The organism is Pseudonocardia spirodelae (assembly GCF_037727765.1).
GTDB classification, from domain to species: Bacteria; Actinomycetota; Actinomycetes; order Mycobacteriales; family Pseudonocardiaceae; genus Pseudonocardia; species Pseudonocardia spirodelae.
The window spans coordinates 135,868-153,721 of record NZ_JBBJUP010000008.1; the positions used below are offsets into that span (position 1 = coordinate 135,868).

Genomic DNA, 17,854 nt, shown 5'->3' on the forward strand with positions numbered 1-17,854 from the left:
GCCCGATCATGGTGGACGCCCGGCGGGCTGTCATGCCCGCCCGGTGCGCCCGCGCCGCGGCGGGTCGGCCGCGAGCAGCGACAGGGCGCACAGCGCGCCCCAGGCCGCGGCGACCAGGGTCGCCTTCTCGCGCGCGTCGCGGTCGGGGAGCTGGGAGCCCAGCACCGCGAGGTCGACGACGTCGGCACCGACCCGGACCGCGATCGCGGCCTTCAGCGGGGTCCCGGCGGGGGCGAGCGCCATCGCCAGGCCGGAGGCCAGGTCGCGCCCGCCGACGGCCCGCGCGAGCGTCGCCGCCCCGGCCGGGGCGGGCCGGCCCTCGCCGGCGAGCTTCGCCGGCGCGAGCAGCACGTCCGGCTTCACGGCGACGGCGGCGCCGTACGCGGCGGTGGCCGCGCCCAGCAGGCGGGGGATCCAGGTCAGGTCACGACGGGGCATGGACCCGGTGTACCCGCGATCGGGCACGCCCGCACGGACCGGCGAGCGGCAGTCCGGTGAGCGCCCCGAGCGCCAGCAGCGCGCCCCACGGGCCGATCACCCAGATCGGCCAGAAGTACGTCCCGCCCCCGCCGAGGGCCACCGCGGCCCAGACCGTCAGGACGACCACGGCGGTCACCGCCCACGGACCCCAGGTCGCGGCGAGCGCCGCGCGGCGGACCCGGCGGTCGCGGTCCGGGTCCGGCGGCGGGGGCAGCCGCGGCAGGTCGGACTCGACGACGGCGAGCTCGGCGGCCGTCCGCGCGGCGGCGACCCGCTCGCTGCGGGCGGTGAACTCCGCCAGGTCCAGGCGCCCGTCCCCCACGTGCCGGCCGAGCCGCTCCAGGGCCCGCTCCCGCTCGGCGTCACCGATCCGCATGTCGACCACGACCCTCACCCCTCTCGTCGGATACCGGAACTATCCGCTATCCGGAGGAGGCGCGCAACTCAGAGCTCGTCGAGGAACGCCAGCGCGGCCTCGGCCGCGGTGCGACGCCAGGCGGCGAGCATCCGGTCGAAGTCGTCGCCGCCGCCGTCCTGCTCGGCCCGCAGCGCGGTGACGATCGGCTCCAGCACCCGGCGCTGGGCGTCGACGAGCGCGGCGGTCGAGCCGCCGCGGCGGTGCTGCACGGCGAGCTTGAGCAGGAACTCCGAGCGCAGGTCCCGCACGTGCGGCACGGGCGTGGCCAGCCAGGCCTCGACGTGCCCCTCCCCGGCCGGGGTGGCCGCGTAGAGGGTGCGGGGCGGGCCGCCCTGGGTCTCGACGGCGCCCGCGGTGATCAGACCGGCGTCGACCAGGCGGCCGATCGCCCGGTAGACGATCGGCCGCGGGATCTGCCAGACCCGGCCGAGCTCGCCGTCGGCGGCGGTGAGCGCGGCGATGGCGAAGCCGTGGACCGGGCGCTCGCCGGTCACCGCCAGCACGACCCACTCGGCCTGCCCGAGCCGCGGAAGCATCGGGCCAGCGTAGGGCTCAGCGGTTGACGGCCGCCCCGTTGCCGTAGGACCAGGAGAAGCCGCGGTCGTAGAGGAAGCGCAGCTCGGGGTCGCTCTCCAGCACGAGCCGCTGCCCGTCGCCGGAGAGGGTGACCCGGCCGTCGGGGCGGACCGACCAGGCCAGCTCGACGGTGCGGGCGGGCGGGGTGAGCAACGGCTCGGGCCCCGACCGCGGGGCGCGCAGCTCCGCGCGGACGAGGCCGTCGCGCACGGGCGACCAGGTGCCGGTGACCAGCTCGCCGTCGGCGGTGCGGATCGCGAGCGGAGCGGACCCGGTGGGCGGGGCACCGGGGACCGGCAGCGTCGGCCCGGCCCAGGTCCACCGGCCGACGGCGACCTGCTGCCAGCGCCGGTCATCGGCGAGCCGCGCGGCGGGGGGCGAAGGGTCCTCCACGACCCGGTAGACGCCGGCGAGCGCGACGTCGGTGCGCTGGTAGGCGGGCTGGAGCTGCTGGAACAGCACGCCCTGGGCGGCGATCAGCGCCAGCCCGAGCACCGGGACCAGCCACCGGGTCACCCGGCGCAGCCGCGGCCACGGCAGCAGCGGCGGGGCGCCGCGCGTCCCGGCGGTCGGGCGGCCGGCGAGGAAGCGGGCCACCCGGGGCAGCTCCGGTGCGGCGACGAGCGCGAACCCGGCCGTGAGCGCGAGTGCGAACTGCTTGACCGGCACGTCGTAGGTCATGTTCAGCAGGAACACGGTGCCGAGCGCGACGGTGCCGAGCAGGCCGCCGAGCCAGGCCGTGCGGCGGAACACCAGCAGCAGCACGACGACGAGCTCCGCGGCCCCCGCGAGGAACTGGACCACCGGCGAGTACGCCATGAACGTCCACAACAGCCCCATCGGGCTCTTCTCCCCGGTGGCGACCAGCGCCTCGGAGTAGTCCATCCGGCCCATCTGGGTCAGGTTCAGCTTCGACCAGACGTACCCCTGCATGGCCATGATCAGCACGAAGCGCAGCAGCGCGTGCAGCACCCAGCCCGTCCGGATCCACCAGCGCGGCCCCGCCGTCGTCTCGACCATGCCGACGACGCTAGGGCCCGGCGGGCGCGCTCCGGATCCTCCGCAGGACCGATCTCGCCCGGTCCGGCCCCCGTCGTACGGATGAGACGTGACCGCCGTCGCAACCATGAGTCGTGCACAACCATGCGTGGGTAGCCATCCGGTGATGCGGCCGTCGCGCCGCACCCCGGATCCGCCGCGGCACCGGCGCCCGGCCACACCGTCCGCACCCGATCCCCGGCGCCCACCAGGGCGCCGGCCAGGAGGAACCGTGCCCACCACCGTGTCCGCCATGACGACCGCAGGCCCGAACAAGCCGTTCGAGCGCGGGACGATCGAGCGCCGCGACCCCAAGCCGCACGACGTCGTCATCGACATCCGGTACGCCGGCATCTGCCACTCCGACATCCACCAGGCCCGCGACGAGTGGGGCGAGGGCATCTACCCGATGGTCCCCGGCCACGAGATCGCCGGCGTCGTGTCCGCCGTCGGCGGCGAGGTGACCCGCTACGCGGTGGGCGACCGCGTCGGCGTCGGCTGCTTCGTCGACTCCTGCCGCGAGTGCGAGAACTGCCGGGCCGGCGAGGAGCAGTACTGCCTGCAGGGCGAGGTGCAGACCTACAACGCGGTCGACCACGACGGCGAGAACACCTACGGCGGCTACTCGACGCAGATCGTCGTCGACGAGAACTACGTACTGGGGATCCCCGACGGTGTCGAGCTCGACGTCGCCGCGCCGCTGCTCTGCGCCGGCATCACGCTCTACTCGCCGCTGAACCACTGGAAGGCGGGCCCCGGCACGAAGGTCGCGATCGTCGGCATGGGCGGCCTCGGCCACATGGGCGTCAAGATCGCGAAGGCGATGGGCGCCGAGGTGACCGTCCTGTCCCGCACGCTGTCCAAGCAGGAGGACGGCATGCGGCTCGGCGCGGACCACTACCACGCCACCGAGGACGAGGCGACGTTCACCGAGCTCGCCGGCAGCTTCGACCTGATCGTCAACACCGTCGCCGCGGTCGTCCCGGTCGACGACTACCTCGGCCTGCTGAAGCTGGACGGCTCGATGGTCAACGTCGGCGTCCCGGAGGAGAAGCTGTCCTACCACGGCTTCTCGCTGGTCGCGGGCCGTAAGAGCCTGTCCGGCTCGAAGATCGGCGGCATCCGCGAGACCCAGGAGATGCTGGACTTCTGCGCGCGCCACGGCCTGGGCGCCGACGTCGAGACCATCTCCTGCGACCAGGTCGACGAGGCATGGGAGCGGGTCGTGAAGGGCGACGTGCGCTACCGGTTCGTGATCGACACCGCGACGTTCGGCTGACCCGCGTCCCGATGTGAGACGCACCTCGCGCGCCGATCCGTGGAACGATCGCGCACGACGTTCCCGACGACCGTGAACCGGAGGCTCACGTGATCCTCATCGTGCTCAAGGCCCAGATCCGACCCGACAAGCGGGAGGAGTGGCTGTCCGGAATCTCGCAGTACAAGAAGGACGTGAACTCCGAGCCCGGCAACATCTCCTTCGACTACCACGAGAACGTCGAGAAGGAGAACGAGTTCGTCATCGTGGAGGTCTTCCGGGACAGTGCCGCGGGCGACGCGCACGTCAAGACCGACCACGCGCAGAAGTTCTTCGACTTCATGGGGTCCGTGGTGCCGGAGAAGCCGCTCATCAACTTCCAGAGCGAGGACGGCAAGGACGCCTGGGTCGAGATGGGTGAGGTCACCCCGCACTGACCGTCCGCACGAGTCCCGGCGACGCCGGCGGTCCCCCTCGGGCCGCCGGCGTCGCCGTGTCCGGGGCCGCTCAGCCGGTGCCGGTCGTCGTCCCGGTGCCGCCGGTGGTGCCCGTCCCACCGGTGGTGCCCGTCCCGCCGGTCGTGCCGCCGCTCCCGCCCTGGACCGAGGAGGTGCCGGGCGGGCCACCGGGCCCACCGGGACCGCCGCCCGGGCCCCCGGGGCCGCCGAGCAGCCCGCCGCCCAGGGCGCCGAGCGCGACGCCGACTGCGAGGGCGACCGCGGCGATCGCCGCGGCCACGCGGACCCCCACGGTGCGCCGCGGCGCGGCCGGGGCGGGTCCGCCGGCCGTCGCCGGGGCGGCCGGCGCGGGACCGGCCGCCGGGGCGGGTGCGGGGGTGTGCGCCCGGCCGCCGGCCTGCGGGAGCACCGTGGTGTCGTCGACCCGGGCCGCGGCCCGGGCGTAGGGGTCGGCGTGCGGGACGAGGGCACCGGGGGTGCCCGCGGCCGGGGCCGCCGGTGTCGGCGAGGTCGGGGTGGTCACTGCGTCCTCCGTGCGATGCGGGGTCCGGCTCGGTGGCCGGTGTCGGGACCCACCGTCGTCGGCGCACCCGTCCGTGCCGTGTGGTGCGCCTGTGGTTCCGCTGTGCAGGCACGCGGGCGCGGCGCCGGGCCGGACGGGCGGAGCGGGCGGACCGGACGACCCCGCCGAGACGGGCGTTCCGGGTGATCGGGACGGGAGCGCACCGCGTCCGGGGTGCCGCGGACCGGGGTGCAGACTGGTCGCACACGGCAGGTCCTTTCGTCACGCAACCCGGACGCTCCCCAGACGTCTCACACCGTGACGGACCGAGCACGTGGCGTCGCCACCCCGAGCGACGCGGACGAACAGGAGCACCGCATGGACACCGATCGGCAGCGCCCCCGCCGCCTCGTCGCGCTGGGCCTCGGACTGGCCACCGTCGCGGGCGTGGGCCTCGCCGGGACGGCCGTCGCCGGGTCCCCCGCCGCCGAGCAGACCCGCGCGGAGCCGCTGGTCCCGGGCACGCCGTGCTCGGTGTCGGCGAAGGCCTGCGTGGACCTGGACTCCCAGCGGTCCTGGCTGATCCAGGACGGCAAGGTGATCCGCGGCCCGATCGGCATCTCCTCCGGCGGCAACGGCCAGGAGACCCCGGTCGGCCACTCGCTGCGGGTCTACCGCAAGGACGCGACCCACAAGAGCGAGGAGTCGCGCCTGCCCGACGGCAGCCCGGCGCCGATGCCGTGGTCGGTCTTCTTCAACGACGGCGGCATCGCCTTCCACAGCGGCGACCCGAACCGCTCGTCGGCCGGCTGCATCCACGTCCCGCCGGACGAGGCCAAGGCCTACTTCGACTACCTGCAGATCGGCGACCAGGTCCAGGTCGTGAAGGCGTCGGAGGAGCAGGCGGCCCGCAAGGGTTCCTGACCACCGACCACCGCATCGGGGGTTGCTCCGGCGGTCGGAGTAACGCCGGGACGGTCACCGCGCGACACACCGGACGTACTCCCCGTCCCCGTACTCCGGAGCGCCCGATGGCCGACAGCCGGCACCCCCGTCGCACGCCGACCGAGCTCGCGCGCCGGGTCGCGCGGCTCTCCCTGAGCGGGAGCGCCCGTGCGGCCGCGGTACCGGTGCGCGGGCTGGCCCGGCTGGGCCGGGCGGCCGACGACCCGCGGTGGACCGGGCAGACCTGGCTCTGGCAGCCGGGCTGGGGCCGGCGCATGCACGACCGGCTCTACCGCAGCCCGGACCCGTACGCGATCGGCCTCTCCCCCTACGAACAGCACAAGTACGGCACCGTCATGGACGTCCTCGCCGGGCGCCGGTTCGACCGGGTGCTGGAGGTCGGCTGCGGCGAGGGGGACCTGTCGGTCCGCCTGGCCGGGCACACGACGGCGCTGCTCGGCGTCGACATCTGCGGTGCCGCCGTCGACCGGGCGGCCGCGCGGGTCCCGTCCGGGACGTTCGTGCGCCGGACGCTGCCGCACGAGATGCCCGAGGGCGGGTTCGACCTGATCGTCGCCACGGACGTCCTCTACTACTGGGAGCCGGTCACGCTGCGCGTCGGCCTCGCGACCCTGCTGGACCGGCTGCGCCCCGGCGGGATGCTCCTGGCCTACCACTACCGCGGCGCGTTCGGCCAGGCCGGGACGGCCGACCGGGTGCACGCCGAGCTGACGGCCGCCGCCGCGGAGCGGGGCCTGCACGTGCGGGCCGACACCACGCACGACGGCGTCGGTCCCGGCGGCGACGGCGCGCGGCTCGGCGTCGTCGTGCGCCCCGTGCTCGCCCTGCCCGCGCCCCGGCGCCCGCAGCCGGACGCCGCCCGCGCCCGCCGTTCCTGAGACGGCGCTGCACCGGTCGGCGGGGTCCCGGCTGCGCCGTCCGGTCGTTCTCGTCAGGGCGACGTGGACCTGTCGTGAGCTGGGTGCGCATCACTACCGTCCGGAGTCATGACGGTCGAGTCCGACGGGCCCGCCGGGATGGCCGCCGCCCAGCGCGTGGTCACGATCCCCGAGCTCAGCGCGCCCAGCTACCTGCAGGCGGTCCTCTCGATCGCCTACCGCGACGAGCGCAACAGCGTCCCGCTGACCGTCGCGACCCCGGCCGGGCTGGTGTTCGGCAACGCCGTGCACCCCGCCGCCTGGCTGCGCGGGCTGGGCGACCAGCTGCGCCGGCTGACCGCCGACGACCCCGGCAACGCCTCGGCGCAGTCCATGGCGGAGATGTTCGACGACATGGCCGACGGGCGCGGCGACGAGCGGCCCGGCGCCGACATCCCGACGAAGGACATCCACTGGATCTACTTCACCGAGGCGCTCGTCGTGCCGACCGCAGCGGCCGGCCCGAACTACGTCGAGCCGGCCTGCTGGCAGGTGGCACTGCGCGACGTCACCGGCTGGACGATCGGGCTGCCGCCGGCCTGAGCACCCGTCCGGTGATCATCCGAAGTGATGATCGCAAAACGGGCCCCCGCCGGGGCCGCGCGAGCCGCTCCGTCGCAGGTCGCGCCGCAACCCGCAGGTCACGGACCCGGGCCGCGGCGGAGGGTGTGACGACGGCCACCCGAATTCGTGCGTGAGGATCCGGCGGCCCGCGACCTCCCATGTGTGTCGAGCGGATCGACGGGGCACAACCGGTGCGAACCGGCTCCCCCGATCCGGAACCACACGAGGCCCGACCCCGGGCCACGCACTGGAGGCGCAGATGAGCACCGACACCAAGGCCCCGGCCACCACCGGCACCCCCTCGGCCCTGCAGTCCGAGCACGGCAGCACCCGGATCGCCGAGACCGTCGTCTCGAAGATCGCCGGGTTGGCCGCCCGCGAGGTCAGCGGCATCCACGCCCTCGGCGGCGGCGCCGCCCGCGCGTTCGGCGCGCTGCGCGAGCGCATCCCGGGCGGCACGACCAACGCCTCGCAGGGCGTCTCGGTCGAGGTCGGCGAGAAGCAGGCCGCGGTCGACATCAACGTCGTCGTCGAGTACGGCGTCTCGATCGCCGACCTGGCCAAGGCCGTCCGCCGCAACGTCATCTCCGCCCTGGAGCGGATGACCGGGCTCGAGGTCGTCGAGGTCAACATCTCGGTCGACGACGTCCACCTGCCGTCCGAGGACGACGGCAAGGACGAGGAGCCGAAGAAGATCGAGAACACCTCGCGGGTGGCGTGAACGCCCTCCCCGCCGCGGGCGGCGCACCCGTCGCCGCCGGTGGCATCGACACCGACCGGATCGCCGACGCGGTCCTGAGCTGCCCCGGGGTGGCCCAGCTGCACGCCGGCCGGTTCGGTGAGATCGCCACCTACCTGCCCGGACGCCGGGTCAGCGGCATCCGCGTGGACCCCACGGCCCAGGCCGTCGAGATCCACGTGGTCGGCCGCTACCCGGCGTCGGTGGCCGCGATCGCCGACCAGGTCCGCGCCGCCGTGCTCCCCGTCGTCGGGGACACGCGGGTGGACGTGGTGGTCGGCGACTACGCCGGACCGGCCGAGACCGCGCCGATCCGGCGCTCGGACTCGGCACCGGCCACCGGTGAGATCGAGGCCCCGCCCGCGACACACGCCTGACCCGCCCGGACGCCCGCTCTCGCCCCGACCGGGGAGTCCGGTACCTCCTCTCTCGAAGGACGTGACTGCGATGTCCCTGTCCAGCAACACGCAGATCGGCCTGCTGGCCGGCCTGCTCCTCGCCATCGCCGGCATCGTCGGCGGCTTCGGCGGGTTCGTCCTCGCCCTGATCCTCGGCGCGCTCGGCCTCGCCGTCGGCCGCTGGCTCGACGGCGAGCTCGACCTGTCCGAGCTCTCCGAGCGCTCGGGACTGTCCGGGCGCGGCCGCGACAAGGTCCGGTGACCGCGGTGAACGCCGCGAGCACCGCGACGGGGGACCCGGACACCGTCCGCGTCACCCCGTCCGCGCCGCCACCCCCGGACGACAGCCCCACCCGGTCCCTCGACGCCGGCGCCAGCAGCGCGGCCGAGGACCGGGGCCGGGTCGACGTCGCCGACCAGGTCGTGCAGAAGATCGCCCTCGGCGCGCTCGAGGAGACCGACGGCGTCGGCGGCACGACCGGCACCGTCGGCCGGATGCTCGGCCGCGACGAGTCCGCGGGCCGGCCCCGGGTCGACGCCACCGTCTCCGGGCACACCGCCAGGATCGACGCGCGCATCTCCGTGGCCTACCCCTCGCCCGTCGCGTCGGTCTGCGACCGCGCCCGCGCGCACGTCGTGCGGCAGGTCGAGGCCCTGACGGGGCTCTCCGTCGCGCGGGTGGACGTCACCGTCACCGCGCTCACCACCCCGGGCTCGGCCCGCCCGGCCGGGAGGGAGCTCGAGTGATCCGCCGCCCCCGCAAGTCCCTGGCCGCGGGCATCGTCGCGCTGGTGCTGCTCGCGCTGTGCGCGCTCGTCGCCGTCGCGGTCGTGCAGCTGATGCTCGGGCAGCAGCCCGTCGTCGACCTCGCCGGGCTGAACGCCCTCGTCGCCGGGCTCACCGGCGCCGACCTGCCGGTGCTGATCGCCTCCGGCGTGGTCGCGCTGCTCGGGCTGGTGCTCGTCGTGGTCGCGCTGCGGCCCGGCACGCCGACCGTGCTGCCGCTGGCCCCCGCCGACGGCGCCGAGCGGCTCGACACCGGCATCACCCGGCGCAGCCTGAACCGCGCTCTGTCCGACGCCGCCACCGGCGTCGACGGCGTCACCAAGGCCTCGGTGAAGAGCAGCGGGCGCAGGGCCGCGGTCACCGCGCACGCCGCGTTCGGCGACCCGAAGGACCTGCGCGAGCAGGTCCGCGGCGCGGTCTCCGAGCGGCTCGCCGCGGTCGGCCCGGCCCGCAGCCCGCGCGTCACGGTCTCCGTGACCGGCACGAAGCAGGAGGCGTGATGGCCAGCGCGAACCCCCCGGCCCGGCTCAACCGGACCCTGCTGTTCCTGATCGGGCTCGTCCTGCTCGCCGCCGGCGTGTTCGGGCTGCTGTTCGGCCTGGGCGTGCTGCGCCCGGTGCTGCCGATGCTCGACCCGTCCGTGCCGCTGCTGCCGGCGAACCCCGTGTTCGACGCCTGGGTGCCCTGGGTCGTCGTCGTGGCCGCCGTCGTGGTCGGGCTGCTGGCGCTGCGCTGGCTGCTCGCCCAGGCCCGCCGGCGCCCGCGTACCTCGTCCTGGACGCTGCCGTCGGCCCAGGTCGCCGGCCGCGACGCCGGCGTCACCCGGATCCACTCCGACGACGCCGCCGACGCGCTGGCCGCCGACATCGAGGGCTACGAGGGCGTCCAGCGCGCCGCGGCCGCACTGGTGGGCGACCGTCGCCGGCCGCAGATCCACCTGGAGGTCACCGCCGACGACGGCGCCGACCTCACCGCGCTGCGGGCCCGCATCACCGACCACGCGCTGCCGCGCCTGCGCTCCGCGCTGGACATCGGGTCCGACCACGCGGACCTGGTGCTCCGCCTCGCCGAGGAGAAGCAGCGCTCCCGGGTGGGCTGACCGGACCGCACACGACGACGGCGGGGCCCCGGGAGATCCCGGGGCCCCGCCGTCGTCGTGCGTGGGGCCTCAGCGCGACCGGTCGACGAACCCGGCGCCCGCCATCCGCAGCCCGCTGCCGCCCGCCGTGCGCAGCAGCCCGGCCATGGCGATGACCAGGCCCGCCATCTCACAGGTCTCCTCGGTGCCGGCCAGCACGTTGTAGCCGAAGGACTGCACGTCGCCGGTCTGCTCGAACACCGCGCCGCCGACGGACTCCAGCCCGACCGCGCCGAACAGGAACACCGCCGCACCCGCGATCACGAGGTAGCCGCCGGGGCGGCGCAGCAGCATCGGCAGGCACAGCGCCGCGACGACCACGACCAGCGCCGCCGCCGGGATGATCCAGGCGTAGGTGAGGAAGCCGGTGGTGCGGAACGTGGTGTGGATGATCCAGCCGACCTGCTCGTGGTTCGCCGCGACCTCGTCCATCGACACGACCGCGCAGGACACCGCGAGCAGGACCCAGCGCCAGCGCTCCCGGCGCACCGAGTTGACCGCGACCAGCGCGAGCAGGCCCGCGTTGACCAGGTGCAGGACGGAGCTGAACCAGGTCGAGATGTTCAGCTCGGTGCCCAGCCGGATCGGCGCCGGGATCTGGAAGCCCGGGCGCCCGATGCCGTACACGGCGGCGCCGTAGTGCGCGAGGGCCAGCAGCGCGACGATCGCGGCGGCGGTGCCGACCACCGGACCGCGCCGGACGAGCGCGAGGTGAGGCGCACCCGGCGCGGCGGGCTGCGGTTCGGGCGACGGCTCCGGCCGCGCCGGGGACGCGGCGCCGGCGGCCGGGGACCCGTCGTCGGCCAGGCGCGGGATGACGACCGTGGCCGGGTCGTCGTCGGCGCGGTGCGAGCCGCGGCCCCGCGTGATGTGGTCCTGGGCGGTCATGTCCCCTCCTCCTCGCCGCGCGGCCGGAGTCGTGCGGGGGGCCGCGAGATGGCTGGAAGGTAAACGAGCGTCCGTCCGCGGGGAAACGCCCGGTCAGCTCCAGGGGCGGGCCGAGCGGGTCGCCCAGTACTGCTCCGCGGGCTCGGCGAGCTCCGCGAGCCCGTCGCGCACCGCGGGCGTCAGTCCGGTCGCCGCGCCGGCCAGGTTGGACGCCAGCTGCTCGGTGCCCACCGGCCCGAGCAGCACCCAGCGGGCCCACGGGTTGGCCAGCGCCGCGGCGACGGCGATCCGGTCCAGCGGCACCCCGCTCCGCTCGGCCAGGCGCGCGGCGGCCCGGGCCCCGGGGGAGCCGTCGTCGCCGCCGGGGGCCAGGCGGCCGTTGGCGAAGACCTCCTTGAGGATCACCCGGGCCCCGGTGCCGGCCGCCTCGGCCAGCGCGGGACCGGCGGAGGGTTCGAGCGGGTTCCAGGTGCTCTGGAACGAGGTGAACAGCGCCTCGCCGCCGACCCGCACGTCGAGGGCGCGCCGGATCGCCTCGGCCTGGGCCGGGCCGGACGTCGAGATCCCCACCCGCACCCCGCGGTCGCGCAGGTGGGCGAGCGCGCGGTGGACGCGGTCGTCGTCGAGGACGCCGGTGTCGAGCGTCGCGGAGTGCACGTGGTAGGTCCCGAGCCGGTCCCCGAGCAGCTCGTGGCTCTGCGCGTACTGCTCGGTGAAGGCGTCGAGGGAGTGGTCCTTGACCTCGTGGGTCGCCGCGTCCATCCGCCACCCGCCCACGTAGCGGTAGCCCCACTTGGAGCCGATCTCGACGTCGCCGGCGCCGGGGTTCGCCGCCAGCCAGCCCGCGAGGAACTCCTCGGCCCGGCCGTAGGACCGCGCGACGTCGACGTAGCGCACGCCCGCGGCGTAGGCCGCGTCGAGCAGCGCGCAGGTGCGCTCGCGCAGGGCGTCGACGTCGCGGTCGTCGCCGAGCTCCCCGGCGCGGCCGGAGGTGATGTAGGCGGGGCGGGCGATCGCGGCCAGGCCGAGACCGAGCCGCGCGACGGGGTCGGGCATGGCCCCAGCCTGCCCGACCGGACGCGCGCCGCCCAGCCGGCGAAACACCTGTTGCGTCCCGACGGCGGCCGGTAGCGTCCCGGGGCATGACCGACGCGCCGTCCGGTGGCTGGGTCCTGCTGCTCGCGCAGCTGCCGGCCTCCCCCTCCAGCCCGCGGGTCACGCTGTGGCGGCGGGCCCGGGCCGCCGGCGCCGTCGGCCTGCAGAACGGCGCCTGGGCGCTGCCCGCCACCCCGGGGCACCGCGACTTCGTCGAGGGTCTGGCCGCCTACGTGCGCGAGCAGGGCGGCACGGCGTACGCCCTGGACGTCACCGGCGACGACGACGGCATCGTCGCCCGGTTCCGCGCCGAGCGCGGCAAGGAGTTCGCCGAGTTCGCCGAGCGCGGCCACGCCCTGCTCGCCGAGCTGGAGAAGGAGTCCTCGCGGGACAACTACACCTTCGCCGAGCTGGAGGAGAACGAGCAGGACCTCGACCGGCTCACCGGCTGGATCGCGAAGATCGCGGCCCGGGACTTCTTCCCCGACGAGCGCGGCAAGGACGCCGAGGAGCTGCTCGACCGGTGCCGGCGGGCCCTGGAGGCGTTCACCGCCGCCGTCTACCGGGCGGAGGGCGTCGCGCCGGACCTCCCGCCGCGCACGGACCCGCCCGCCGGGTGAGCGGGTGACCCCGCACTCCACGCCGGCCGCCGCCGTCGTGGACGCGCTCGGCACCGACACCGTCCGCGGGCTCGCCGCGGGCGAGGCCGCCGCCCGGCTCGCCCGGCACGGGCCGAACCGGTGGGTGACCCCGCGCCGCGTCACGTTCGGCCGGGTGCTGGCCGACGAGGTCACCGAGCCGATGATGCTGCTGCTCGCGGCCATCGCGGTGCTCTACGGCGTGTGGGGCCGCATCGACGACACCGTCGCGGTCGTCGTGATCATCGCGGCGGTGGTGGCGGTCGAGGTGTTCGCCGAGTTCCGGGCCAAGGCGGTGATCGCCTCGCTCGGCGAGCTCACCGCCCCGACCACCCCGGTCGTGCGCGACGGCCGCACGGTGTCGGTGCCCGTCGCCGACGTCGTGCCGGGCGACCTGGTGCCGCTGTCGGCCGGCGCCCGGGTCCCGGCCGACCTGCGGCTGGTCGAGACGTGGGGGCTGCGGGTCGACGAGTCCGCGCTGACCGGGGAGTCCGCGGCCGCCGCGAAGGACGCGGCGCGCGTCGTCGACGACGGCGCCGCCCTCGGCGAGCGCGCCACCCTCGCCTTCGCCGGGACGACCGTCGCGGCCGGGCGGGCGCGGGGCGTCGTCGTCGCCACGGGAACGGCGACCGAGCTGGGCACGCTCACCGGGCTGGTCGTGGCCGCGAAGCCGCCGCGCACCGCCCTGCAGCAGGCCATGCGCGACCTCGCCGGCAGCCTCGCGACGCTGGCGATCGCGTTCAGCGTGCTCGTCCCGCTGATCGGGGTGCTGGCGGGGCGCCCGTGGCGGGAGATGGTGCTGACCGGGCTGACCCTGGCGTTCGCGACGGTCCCGGAGGAGCTTCCGATCATCGTCAGCCTGGTGCTCGGGCTGGGCGCCCACCGGCTGTCGCGGCGCCGCGGCCTGGTGCGGCGGCTGCGCGCCGCCGAGGCCCTCGGCACCGTCACGGTGCTCGCCACCGACAAGACCGGGACGCTGACGTGCAACCGGATGGCCGTCGTCGTCGCCGAGCCCGCGCCGGGCACCGGTGAGGACACGCTGCTCGCGCTGGGCGCGGCCTGCACCGAGGCCGTCCCCGAGCCCGACGGCGGCTGGTCCGGCGACCCGACCGACGTCGCGTTCCTCCTCGCGGCCCGCGAGCGCGGCCTGCCCGCGCCCCCGGCACCGCTCGCGCGGTTCCCGTTCGACCCGTCCCGCGAGACGATGACGGTGGTGCTGCCGGGCGGGCGGGTCGTCACCACCGGCTCGCCCGAGTCCGTGCTGCAACGCTGCCCCGGCGCCGGCCCGGCGACGGCGGCCCGCGCGGCGGAGCTGGCCGGGCGCGGGCTGCGGGTGATCGCCGTCGCCACCCGGACGGCGGCGGCCGTGCCGGGCACCGCGGAGGAGGCCGAGCGCGACCTCGTCGCGGCCGGGCTCGTCGGCCTGTCCGACCCGCCGCGCCCGGGCGCCGCGGACGCGGTCGCCGCGGCCCGCACCGCGGGCGTGCGGGTGCTGATGGTGACCGGCGACCACCCCGCCTACGCCCGCGCCGTCGCCGCCGAGGTCGGCATCGTCGACGGCACGGGCGCGGACGCGGTCCTCACCGGCCGCGACCTCGACGCCCTCGACGACGCAGGGCTGGCCGACGCCGTCGTGCGCCGCCCGGTCGTCGCCCGCGCGACCCCCGCGCACAAGCTGCGCCTGGTCGAGGCGCTGCAGGCCCGCGGGGAGGTCGTCGCCGTGACCGGCGACGGCGTCAACGACGCCCCGGCACTGGCCCGGGCCGACGTCGGCGTCGCGATGGGGTCCTCCGGCACCGACGTCGCGCGCGACGCCGCGGGCCTCGTCCTCGCCGACGACGACGTCTCCACCCTCACCCGCGCGCTGCGCGAGGGCCGCACCCTGCACGGGAACCTGCGCAAGGGCGTCGCGTACTACCTGGCGTGCAAGGCCGGGCTGGTCGCGACCGTCGCCGCCGGCGTGCTCGCCGGGATGGCCGTGCCGTTCGCGCCGATCCAGATCGTGGTGCTGGAGATGTTCATGGACGTCGCCGGGAGCGCCACGTTCGCGGCCGAGCCCGCCGAGCGCGACGCCATGACCCGCCCGCCGCGTGACGCCGGCGCGCGCTTCCTCGACCGCGCGCTGCTCACCGACCTGGCGGCCGGGGCCGTGGCGTTGTTCGTGGCCGTCGGCGGTCTCTACCTGGTCACCGCCTCGCAGACGGTGGCGTTCGTCGGCTGGCTGTCGGGCTACCTCGCGCTGGCCTGGGTGATGCGCACCGAGCGGACCCCGCTGCTGCGTGCGGGCCTGCTGGCGAACCGCTTCCTGCCGGCCTGGACCGTGCTGAGCTGCGCGGCCGTCGTCGTGATCATGACGGTGCCGGTGCTGCGCGACACCCTGCGGCTGACCCCGCTGAGCGGGCCGCAGTGGGCGGCGGCCGTGCTCGTCCCCGTCGCGGCGGTCGCCGTGCTGGAGGTGCGCAAGGTCGTGCGCAGACGGCGCGCCGGCGGCCCGGCCGTGCTAGATAACCGGGCGTGAACGGATCGATCCTGACCCGGTCGGCGCCCGAGCCGCCCCGCACCGTCGCCGTCGGCGACGACCCCGACCAGGTGCTGGAGCTGTGGCCCGACGGCGACGCCGGCCGCCCGCTCGTCGCGCTGGTGCACGGGGGGTTCTGGCGGCCCCGGTTCGACCGCGCGCACCTGCGCCCGATGGCGGCGGCCCTGAACGCGCTGGGCCTGCCCGTGGCGTCGGTGGAGTACCGGCGCCGCCCCGGCCACCCGGACGCGGCGGTGGCCGACGTCCTGGCCGGGCTGCGGGCCGCGCACGCGCACGCCGGGCCGGTCGTCGCCGTCGGGCACTCGGCGGGCGGGCACCTGGTGCTGCACGCGGCGGCCGTCGAGCCGTCGCTGCTGCGGGCCACGGTCCCGCTCGCCCCGGTCGCGGACCTCGCCCTGGCCGACGCCGACGACCTCGGCGACGGCGCGGTCCGCGCGTTCCTCGGCACGGCGGCCGACGACCGTCCGGACCTGGACCCGGCGGCCGGGCCGTCACCGTCCGGGCCGGTGACGATCGTGCACGGGGACGCCGACGACCGGGTCCCGCTGTCCGTGTCGCGCTCCTACGCCGGCCGGCACCCGTCGGCCCGGCTGGTCGAGCTCGCCGGCTGCGACCACTTCGCGCTGGTGGACCCGCTGTCCCCGGCCTGGACGACGGTGACCCGGGAGATCCTGGCGGCGGCGGCGTGACCGGCGACGGCGACGACCTGCCCCGCCACCAGCTGGCCATGACCGTGCTGATGACGCCGGACATGGCCAACTTCTCCGGCAACGTGCACGGCGGCACGATCCTGAAGCTGCTCGACCAGGTCGCGTTCTCCTGCGCGAGCCGGTGGGCCCGGACCTACGTGGTGACGCTGTCGGTGGACCGGGTGCGCTTCCGCGAGCCGATCTACATCGGCGAGCTGGTGACGTTCCGGGCGTCGGTCAACCACACCGGCCGCAGCTCGATGGAGGTCGGGATCCGGGTGACGACGGAGAACATCACCGAGCAGACCCAGCGCCACGCCAACAGCTGCTACTTCACGATGGTCGCGATGGACGAGCACCGCAGGCCGGTGCCGGTCCCGGAGCTGGCGCCGGCCACGGACGACGAGCACCGCCGGTGGGCCGAGGCGCGGCGACGGTCGGAGGTGCGCCGCTCCGCGGGCTGACCGGCCCCGCACACGACGGCGCCCCGGGACCGTGTGGTCCCGGGGCACGTCGCAGGTGCGGTGATCAGTTGATCGAGTCGCCCGCGCCCGAGGTCTGCCCGCAGTTGTCGGACTGGTCGGTCGCCGAGTCGCCGGAGACGGCCTTGGCCTTGCCGCCCAGGCCCAGGGCACCGGTGATGCCGTCGAGCAGGCTGGCGTCCTCGACCGGGACCTGCACGCCGAGGGCGTTGACCGGCACGTTGTTGTTGCAGACCTGGATCGGCACGTTGACGTTGTTGCCGTTCAGACCGGAGATCAGGCCCTTGGCGTCCTTGTCGATGTGGCCCGACTCGTGCTTGCCGTGGTGCTTGCCGTCGTGGTCGCCCGAGTAGTCGCCGGCGAACGCCAGCGGGGACACGGCGAGCAGGGACGCGGCCGACGCCGCGACGATGATTCCGGCCTTCTTCAGCACAGTTCTTCTCCTGTTGGGTATCGGGGCACGGACGACGGCCCCGTTCCATGACGGCACGTTGACAAAGCGGGGGAGCCCGTACCGACTGCCGACGAATCTAGCGCCGCGATCGGTGCCCGAACAATTCCGGTACCACCATCGGGTGGCCCGATTACTTTCAGTGGGGTTATTCCCTCGATGGGGTTCGATCGTCATCGGCCGAATCCGGTGCGATCCGGACACCGGCCACGGTCCGGTCGGCACGAGGGGTCACGACCGCCCAGCCCCGGACACGAACGTGCCCCGGGACCGCGAGGGTCCCGGGGCACGTCGCGACAGGGAGTCGGTCAGTTGACCGAGTCGCCCGCGCCGGCCTCCTGGCCGCAGGTGTCGGACTGGTCGGTGGCCGAGTCGCCCGAGTGCGCCTTGGCCTTGCCCAGCACGCCCGCCGCACCGGTCACGCCGTTGCCGGCGGCCGCGTCCTCGACCGGGACCTGAACGCCCAGGGCGTTGACCGGGACGTTGTTGTTGCACGCCTGGATCGGGGCCTGCAGGTTGTTGCCGTTGGCGCCCGCGACGATGCCCTTGGCGTCCTTGTCGATGACGCTGTCCTCACCGGCGAAGGCCAGCGGGGACAGGCCGATCAGGGCGACGGCGGACGCGGCGGCGACGAGGCCGACCTTCTTCTTCTGCACAGTCTTCTCCTGGAGGTTTCGGATCCACACGGATCCGGCACGTGCCGGCCCGACGACGAAAAGGGGGAGCCCGAACCGGCTGAGCAGAACCGTAATGGCGGGAAAGAGCGGGCGGCAAACCGCGCAACACCATCGTGCGGAACAATCACCGAGGGTCAGTTATTCACACCTTCCGGTT

General features: G+C 75.5%; 24 protein-coding genes. 15 read left to right on the plus strand and 9 right to left on the minus strand.

All coding sequences use genetic code 11. The annotated features are described in order from the left end of the window. Window positions 1-30 precede the first annotated feature (30 nt). From WJX68_RS11975 to WJX68_RS11990, 4 genes are all read right to left on the minus strand, one after another. Window positions 31-438 (minus strand): hypothetical protein, encoded by a 408-nt coding sequence (locus tag WJX68_RS11975; protein WP_340289673.1) that lies wholly within the window; start codon window positions 436-438, stop codon window positions 31-33. Further along, window positions 425-856: a DUF1707 SHOCT-like domain-containing protein gene (locus WJX68_RS11980; protein ID WP_340289953.1), complete on the minus strand. Its 432-nt coding sequence runs from the start codon at window positions 854-856 to the stop codon at window positions 425-427. Before WJX68_RS11980 ends, WJX68_RS11975 begins: the two co-directional genes overlap by 14 nt. Before the next feature lie 68 nt (window positions 857-924). Beyond that, window positions 925-1,434, minus strand: a complete 510-nt coding sequence (locus WJX68_RS11985; protein WP_340289675.1) for a PadR family transcriptional regulator — start codon at window positions 1,432-1,434, stop codon at window positions 925-927. Between the two features lie 16 nt (window positions 1,435-1,450). Continuing rightward, a complete protein-coding gene (locus WJX68_RS11990; RefSeq protein WP_340289678.1) occupies window positions 1,451-2,494 on the minus strand; it encodes a hypothetical protein in 1,044 nt (347 codons plus the stop codon). A gap of 271 nt (window positions 2,495-2,765) precedes the next feature. Between WJX68_RS11990 and WJX68_RS11995 the strand changes: the two genes are divergently transcribed. Continuing rightward, the gene (locus WJX68_RS11995; RefSeq protein WP_340289681.1) at window positions 2,766-3,791 is read left to right on the plus strand and encodes an NAD(P)-dependent alcohol dehydrogenase; all 1,026 of its coding nucleotides are present in this window, start codon (window positions 2,766-2,768) and stop codon (window positions 3,789-3,791) included. Window positions 3,792-3,880: 89 nt separating this feature from the next. Further along, complete coding sequence (locus WJX68_RS12000; protein ID WP_340289684.1) at window positions 3,881-4,207, plus strand: putative quinol monooxygenase; 327 nt, start codon at window positions 3,881-3,883, stop codon at window positions 4,205-4,207. Window positions 4,208-4,277: 70 nt separating this feature from the next. Here the strand turns inward: WJX68_RS12000 and WJX68_RS12005 are convergent, their stop codons facing one another. Continuing rightward, window positions 4,278-4,751: a hypothetical protein gene (locus WJX68_RS12005; protein ID WP_340289687.1), complete on the minus strand. Its 474-nt coding sequence runs from the start codon at window positions 4,749-4,751 to the stop codon at window positions 4,278-4,280. 357 nt (window positions 4,752-5,108) lie between these two features. Between WJX68_RS12005 and WJX68_RS12010 the strand changes: the two genes are divergently transcribed. From WJX68_RS12010 to WJX68_RS12050, 9 genes are all read left to right on the plus strand, one after another. Continuing rightward, window positions 5,109-5,654: a L,D-transpeptidase gene (locus WJX68_RS12010; RefSeq protein WP_340289690.1), complete on the plus strand. Its 546-nt coding sequence runs from the start codon at window positions 5,109-5,111 to the stop codon at window positions 5,652-5,654. Between the two features lie 107 nt (window positions 5,655-5,761). Then, entirely contained in the window at window positions 5,762-6,574 is an 813-nt protein-coding gene (locus WJX68_RS12015; RefSeq protein ID WP_340289693.1) for a class I SAM-dependent methyltransferase, read from the plus strand. Between the two features lie 108 nt (window positions 6,575-6,682). Further along, on the plus strand, window positions 6,683-7,156 hold the full coding sequence (locus tag WJX68_RS12020; RefSeq protein WP_340289696.1) for a hypothetical protein: 474 nt from the start codon (window positions 6,683-6,685) through the stop codon (window positions 7,154-7,156). Between the two features lie 280 nt (window positions 7,157-7,436). After that, the gene (locus WJX68_RS12025; protein WP_340289699.1) at window positions 7,437-7,898 is read left to right on the plus strand and encodes an Asp23/Gls24 family envelope stress response protein; all 462 of its coding nucleotides are present in this window, start codon (window positions 7,437-7,439) and stop codon (window positions 7,896-7,898) included. Next, window positions 7,895-8,293: an Asp23/Gls24 family envelope stress response protein gene (locus tag WJX68_RS12030; RefSeq protein WP_340289703.1), complete on the plus strand. Its 399-nt coding sequence runs from the start codon at window positions 7,895-7,897 to the stop codon at window positions 8,291-8,293. The genes WJX68_RS12025 and WJX68_RS12030 overlap by 4 nt, the downstream gene beginning before the upstream one ends. A 70-nt stretch (window positions 8,294-8,363) precedes the next feature. Beyond that, window positions 8,364-8,576 carry a hypothetical protein gene (locus WJX68_RS12035; protein ID WP_340289706.1) on the plus strand — a complete coding sequence of 71 codons (213 nt, stop codon included), beginning with the start codon at window positions 8,364-8,366 and terminating at the stop codon, window positions 8,574-8,576. After that, complete coding sequence (locus WJX68_RS12040; protein WP_340289709.1) at window positions 8,573-9,061, plus strand: Asp23/Gls24 family envelope stress response protein; 489 nt, start codon at window positions 8,573-8,575, stop codon at window positions 9,059-9,061. The genes WJX68_RS12035 and WJX68_RS12040 overlap by 4 nt, the downstream gene beginning before the upstream one ends. After that, the gene (locus WJX68_RS12045; protein ID WP_340289712.1) at window positions 9,058-9,600 is read left to right on the plus strand and encodes a DUF6286 domain-containing protein; all 543 of its coding nucleotides are present in this window, start codon (window positions 9,058-9,060) and stop codon (window positions 9,598-9,600) included. The genes WJX68_RS12040 and WJX68_RS12045 overlap by 4 nt, the downstream gene beginning before the upstream one ends. Beyond that, entirely contained in the window at window positions 9,600-10,199 is a 600-nt protein-coding gene (locus WJX68_RS12050) for an alkaline shock response membrane anchor protein AmaP (RefSeq protein WP_340289715.1), read from the plus strand. The genes WJX68_RS12045 and WJX68_RS12050 overlap by 1 nt, the downstream gene beginning before the upstream one ends. 69 nt (window positions 10,200-10,268) lie before the next feature. On the opposite strand, the gene WJX68_RS12055 is transcribed toward WJX68_RS12050, so the two are convergent. Beyond that, window positions 10,269-11,126 (minus strand): hypothetical protein, encoded by an 858-nt coding sequence (locus WJX68_RS12055; RefSeq protein WP_340289718.1) that lies wholly within the window; start codon window positions 11,124-11,126, stop codon window positions 10,269-10,271. 93 nt (window positions 11,127-11,219) lie between these two features. Beyond that, on the minus strand, window positions 11,220-12,182 hold the full coding sequence (locus tag WJX68_RS12060; RefSeq protein WP_340289721.1) for an aldo/keto reductase: 963 nt from the start codon (window positions 12,180-12,182) through the stop codon (window positions 11,220-11,222). An 86-nt stretch (window positions 12,183-12,268) separates the two neighbouring features. On the opposite strand from WJX68_RS12060, the gene WJX68_RS12065 reads away from it, so the two are divergent. The 4 genes from WJX68_RS12065 to WJX68_RS12080 are packed head-to-tail and all read left to right on the plus strand — an operon-like array spanning window position 12,269 to window position 16,551. Beyond that, window positions 12,269-12,841, plus strand: coding sequence for a Chromate resistance protein ChrB (locus WJX68_RS12065; RefSeq protein ID WP_340289724.1), 573 nt, complete (start codon window positions 12,269-12,271; stop codon window positions 12,839-12,841). Between the two features lie 4 nt (window positions 12,842-12,845). Then, on the plus strand, window positions 12,846-15,377 hold the full coding sequence (locus tag WJX68_RS12070) for a cation-translocating P-type ATPase (protein ID WP_340289727.1): 2,532 nt from the start codon (window positions 12,846-12,848) through the stop codon (window positions 15,375-15,377). After that, on the plus strand, window positions 15,374-16,087 hold the full coding sequence (locus WJX68_RS12075; protein WP_340289730.1) for an alpha/beta hydrolase family protein: 714 nt from the start codon (window positions 15,374-15,376) through the stop codon (window positions 16,085-16,087). The genes WJX68_RS12070 and WJX68_RS12075 overlap by 4 nt, the downstream gene beginning before the upstream one ends. Beyond that, on the plus strand, window positions 16,084-16,551 hold the full coding sequence (locus WJX68_RS12080) for an acyl-CoA thioesterase (protein WP_340289733.1): 468 nt from the start codon (window positions 16,084-16,086) through the stop codon (window positions 16,549-16,551). Before WJX68_RS12075 ends, WJX68_RS12080 begins: the two co-directional genes overlap by 4 nt. Window positions 16,552-16,615: 64 nt before the next feature. Here WJX68_RS12080 and WJX68_RS12085 read toward each other — a convergent pair whose 3' ends face one another. Together WJX68_RS12085 and WJX68_RS12090 are read right to left on the minus strand one after the other, a co-directional pair. After that, window positions 16,616-17,002, minus strand: coding sequence for a hypothetical protein (locus WJX68_RS12085; protein ID WP_340289736.1), 387 nt, complete (start codon window positions 17,000-17,002; stop codon window positions 16,616-16,618). Between the two features lie 326 nt (window positions 17,003-17,328). Further along, entirely contained in the window at window positions 17,329-17,676 is a 348-nt protein-coding gene (locus tag WJX68_RS12090; RefSeq protein ID WP_340289739.1) for a hypothetical protein, read from the minus strand. Window positions 17,677-17,854: the final 178 nt, after the last annotated feature.

Excerpts from the sequence above, each read along its gene's own strand:
- WJX68_RS11975 (WP_340289673.1), bottom strand. The coding sequence starts at position 438 with ATGCCCCGTCGTGACCTGACCTGGATCCCCCGCCTGCTGGGCGCGGCC.
- WJX68_RS11980 (WP_340289953.1), bottom strand. The coding sequence starts at position 856 with ATGCGGATCGGTGACGCCGAGCGGGAGCGGGCCCTGGAGCGGCTCGGC.
- WJX68_RS11985 (WP_340289675.1), bottom strand. The coding sequence starts at position 1,434 with ATGCTTCCGCGGCTCGGGCAGGCCGAGTGGGTCGTGCTGGCGGTGACC.
- WJX68_RS11990 (WP_340289678.1), bottom strand. The coding sequence starts at position 2,494 with ATGGTCGAGACGACGGCGGGGCCGCGCTGGTGGATCCGGACGGGCTGG.
- WJX68_RS11995 (WP_340289681.1), top strand. The coding sequence starts at position 2,766 with ATGACGACCGCAGGCCCGAACAAGCCGTTCGAGCGCGGGACGATCGAG.
- WJX68_RS12010 (WP_340289690.1), top strand. The coding sequence starts at position 5,109 with ATGGACACCGATCGGCAGCGCCCCCGCCGCCTCGTCGCGCTGGGCCTC.
- WJX68_RS12015 (WP_340289693.1), top strand. The coding sequence starts at position 5,762 with ATGGCCGACAGCCGGCACCCCCGTCGCACGCCGACCGAGCTCGCGCGC.
- WJX68_RS12020 (WP_340289696.1), top strand. The coding sequence starts at position 6,683 with ATGACGGTCGAGTCCGACGGGCCCGCCGGGATGGCCGCCGCCCAGCGC.
- WJX68_RS12025 (WP_340289699.1), top strand. The coding sequence starts at position 7,437 with ATGAGCACCGACACCAAGGCCCCGGCCACCACCGGCACCCCCTCGGCC.
- WJX68_RS12035 (WP_340289706.1), top strand. The coding sequence starts at position 8,364 with ATGTCCCTGTCCAGCAACACGCAGATCGGCCTGCTGGCCGGCCTGCTC.
- WJX68_RS12050 (WP_340289715.1), top strand. The coding sequence starts at position 9,600 with ATGGCCAGCGCGAACCCCCCGGCCCGGCTCAACCGGACCCTGCTGTTC.
- WJX68_RS12055 (WP_340289718.1), bottom strand. The coding sequence starts at position 11,126 with ATGACCGCCCAGGACCACATCACGCGGGGCCGCGGCTCGCACCGCGCC.
- WJX68_RS12060 (WP_340289721.1), bottom strand. The coding sequence starts at position 12,182 with ATGCCCGACCCCGTCGCGCGGCTCGGTCTCGGCCTGGCCGCGATCGCC.
- WJX68_RS12065 (WP_340289724.1), top strand. The coding sequence starts at position 12,269 with ATGACCGACGCGCCGTCCGGTGGCTGGGTCCTGCTGCTCGCGCAGCTG.